This window comes from Streptomyces sparsus (assembly GCF_054776295.1).
The window spans coordinates 1-3726 of record NZ_BAAHCA010000486.1 but is presented as its reverse complement, the minus strand read 5'-3'; the positions used below and the strand labels follow the sequence as shown (position 1 = coordinate 3726).

The 3726-nt window shown below is 75.5% G+C and carries 1 protein-coding gene; it reads left to right on the top strand.

All coding sequences use genetic code 11. The annotated features are described in order from the left end of the window. Positions 1 to 3726: type I polyketide synthase (locus tag ACYVE9_RS18925; protein ID WP_461029070.1), on the top strand; the 3726-nt coding region annotated here is incomplete at both ends.

Genomic DNA, 3726 nt, shown 5'->3' with positions numbered 1-3726 from the left:
GGCTCCGCGTCGGAGGGCGGCACCCCCGGGGCGTGGCTGGCCGGGCTGAGCGAGGAGGAAGCGGCCCGGGCGCTGCTGGAACTCGTCCGCACCCAGGCCGCGACCGTGCTCGGCCACGACTCCGCGGCGGCCGTGCCACCCGACGGCGTCTTCAAGGACCTCGGCTTCGACTCCCTCACCGCCGTGGAACTGCGCAACCGTCTCAACGAGGCCACCGGGTGCCGGCTGTCGCCCACCGTCGTCTTCGACCACCCCACACCCCGGTCCCTCGCCACGCACCTGCACCAGGCGTGGAGCAGCACCGCCGCACCGGCCGCCGCACCCGACCGGGCCCCCGCCGCGCGTGCCGCCCTCCCGGACGGCGACGCGATCGCCATCGTGGCGATGGGCTGCCGGTACCCCGGAGGAGTGGCCTCACCGGAGGACCTGTGGAAGCTGGTGTCCGCCGGAGCGGACGCGGTGACGGGCTTCCCCACGGACCGGGGCTGGGACCTGGACGCCCTGTACGACCCCGACCCGGACAAGCCCGGCACCTCCTACACCCGCCACGGCGCCTTCGTCGAGGGCGCCGGCCGGTTCGACGCGGCGTTCTTCGGCATCTCGCCGCGTGAGGCGCTGGCCATGGACCCGCAGCAGCGCCTGCTGCTGGAGACGGCGTGGGAGACCTTCGAACGGGCGGGCATCGACCCCACCTCGCTCAGGACCACCGCCACCGGCGTCTTCGTCGGCGCACTGTCCCAGGAGTACGGCTCCACGCTGCTGCACGAGGCACCCGACGGCCTGGACGGCGTGCTGCTCACCGGCAACGCCCTCAGCCTGATGTCCGGCCGCCTCTCCTACGTACTGGGCCTCCAGGGCCCCGCGGTCACCGTGGACACCGCCTGCTCCTCCTCGCTCGTCGCCATGCACCAGGCCGCCCAGTCGCTGCGGCTGGGCGAGTGCACGCTGGCCCTGGCCGGCGGAGCCACCGTCATCGCGACCCCCGGCACCTTCACCGCCTTCAGCAGGCAGCGCGCCATGTCGGCCGACGGCCGGTGCAGGGCGTTCGCCGCGGCGGCGGACGGCACCGGCTGGGGCGAGGGCGTGGGCCTGGTCCTTCTGGAGCGGTTGTCCGACGCCCGGCGGCTCGGCCACCCGGTCCTCGCGGTGCTGCGCGGCTCTGCGGTCAACCAGGACGGCGCGTCCAACGGCCTCACCGCGCCCAACGGAACGGCGCAGCAGCGGGTGATCCGCACGGCGCTGGCGAACGCGGGGCTGCGGTCGGCCGACGTGGACGCGGTGGAGGGGCACGGCACCGGCACCACCCTCGGCGACCCGATCGAGGCGCAGGCCCTGCTCGCCACGTACGGCCAGGACCGGGACCCGGAACGGCCGTTGCGACTGGGATCGGTCAAGTCCAACCTCGGGCACACGCAGGCAGCCGCCGGAGTCGCCGGCGTGATCAAGATGGTGCAGGCCCTGCGCCACGAAGTGCTGCCGCGCACCCTCCACGTGGACGAGCCGTCACCGTACGTCGACTGGTCCGCGGGAGCCGTGCGGCTGCTGACCGAGGAACAGCCCTGGCTCCGGGACGACGCGCCCCGGCGGGCCGGGGTCTCCTCCTTCGGAATCAGCGGGACCAACGCGCACGTCATCGTGGAGGAGGCGCCGGCCGCCGCCGCGGACGTGCCTTCCGGTCCGGACGACACCACCGCCCTGCCGCTCGTGGTGTCGGGGCGGACCGAGGAGGCGGCGCGGGCCCAGGCCGAGCAGGTGGCGGTGTTCCTGGAGCGCCGCCCCGAGGTACCGGTGGACCGGGTGGCCCGTCTGCTGGCCGCGTCCCGCACGGTCGTCGAGCACCGCGCGGCCGTCGTCGCCACGGACCGGGCAGGGCTGGCCGAGGGGCTGCGGGCGGCAGCCGCGGGCACCGAGCTGCCCGGGGTGTCCACCGGGGCCGGAACGGTGCTGGGCGAGCCGGTGTTCGTGTTCCCCGGCCAGGGTTCCCAGTGGCCCGGCATGGCACGCGAACTGATCGCGGCCGACGGCGCGTTCGCCCGCCGCCTCGCGGAGTGCGCCCGGGCGCTGGAGCCGTACACGGACTGGGACCTGAACGGTGTGCTGCTGGGCGGGGACGGTGAGCCGGACCTGGACCGGGTGGACGTGGTCCAGCCCGCGCTGTGGGCGGTGATGGTGGCTCTCGCCGCGGCCTGGGAGGACCTGGGGGTGCGGCCTGCCGCCGTGGTCGGCCACTCGCAGGGTGAGATCGCAGCCGCCACCGTGGCCGGGGTGCTGTCCCTCGACGACGCGGCCCGGGTCGTCGCGCTGCGGTCCCGCCTGATCGCCTCCCTCGCCGGGCACGGCGGCATGACCTCACTCGCCCTCGGCGCGGAGCAGACCCGCGCACTCGTGGCCGAACTGGGCCTGGACCTGCACGTCGCCGCCGTGAACAGCCCGGCCGGCACCGTCGTCTCCGGCGCCTCGGATGACCTGGACCGCTTGCAGGAGCATTGCGACGGAGCAGGCGTGCGCGCCCGCCGCGTCCCCGTCGACTACGCCTCGCACTCACCGGAGATGGAACAGCTCCGGGACGAGCTGGGCACCCTGCTGGCCCCGGTCGCCCCGCGGCCGGCACGTATCCCGTTCTACTCCTCGCTCACCGGCGGTCGCGCCGAGGGAGAGGAACTCGACGACGACTACTGGTACCGGAACCTGCGGCACACCGTCGACTTCGACTCCGCCGTCCGCGCCCTGCGGCGCGACGGGCACGGCGCGTTCATCGAGGTCAGCGCCCACCCGGTGCTGACCCTGCCGCTGCACCAGATCCTCCAGGACACCCCGGGCGCCACCACCGTCCAGGGCACCCTCAGGCGCGACCACGGCGGGAGCGAGGAACTCGCCAACGCCGCGGCGCTCGCCTGGGCCCAGGGCGTCACGCTCCGCCCGCAGCCCGCCCCCGCCCACCCCGAGCTGCCCACCTACCCCTTCCAGGGCAGCCACCACTGGCTGACGGTCTCATCCGGCGCCTCCCGCGGTGCCTCCGACCTGGGGGCGGTGAACACGGAGCACCCCGTTCTGGGAGCCGCCGTCGAACTGCCCGACTCCGAGACCGTGGTGTTCACCGGGCGGCTGTCGGCGGGCACACACCCGTGGCTCGCCGGACCGGGCGGCGAGGCCGCCGAACGTGCTGAGGGCGTCGAGGGCATCGCCTCCGCCCCCCAGTGGCTGCCGGTCGAACTCGCCATCCGGGCGGGGGACCAGGTCGGTGCCGGTCACCTGCACGAACTCGACACCCATGAGCCGCTGCTGCTGCCGGAGTCCGGCGGCGTCCAACTCCGGGTCACCGTCGGTGAACCCGGGGGCACCGGGCTGCGCCCGGTCTCCGTGCACTCCCGGCGCGGCGACGAGGCCGTCCGCCGGCCCTGGACCTGCCACGCCACCGGGCACCTCGCCCAGGAGGGCGCAGCACCCGACTGGGACCTGGAGGCGTGGCCCCCCGCCGATGCCCGGAGCGTGCCGGTGTACGACGCCGCCCCCGACGGGGCCGCCCTGCCGGACCGGGGTGTCCAGGCCGTGTGGCGGCGCGACGACGAACTGTTCGCGGAGGTCACCGCCGCCGGCGCCGGCGACGCCGAGAGCGCCGCGTTCGGGCTCCACCCGGTACTGGCGGACGCCGTCCTCCACACCCTGCGCGCGGTGGACGAGGCGGCCGGGCCGCAGCGGGTGACCGCCTGGCGGGAGGTGGCCCTG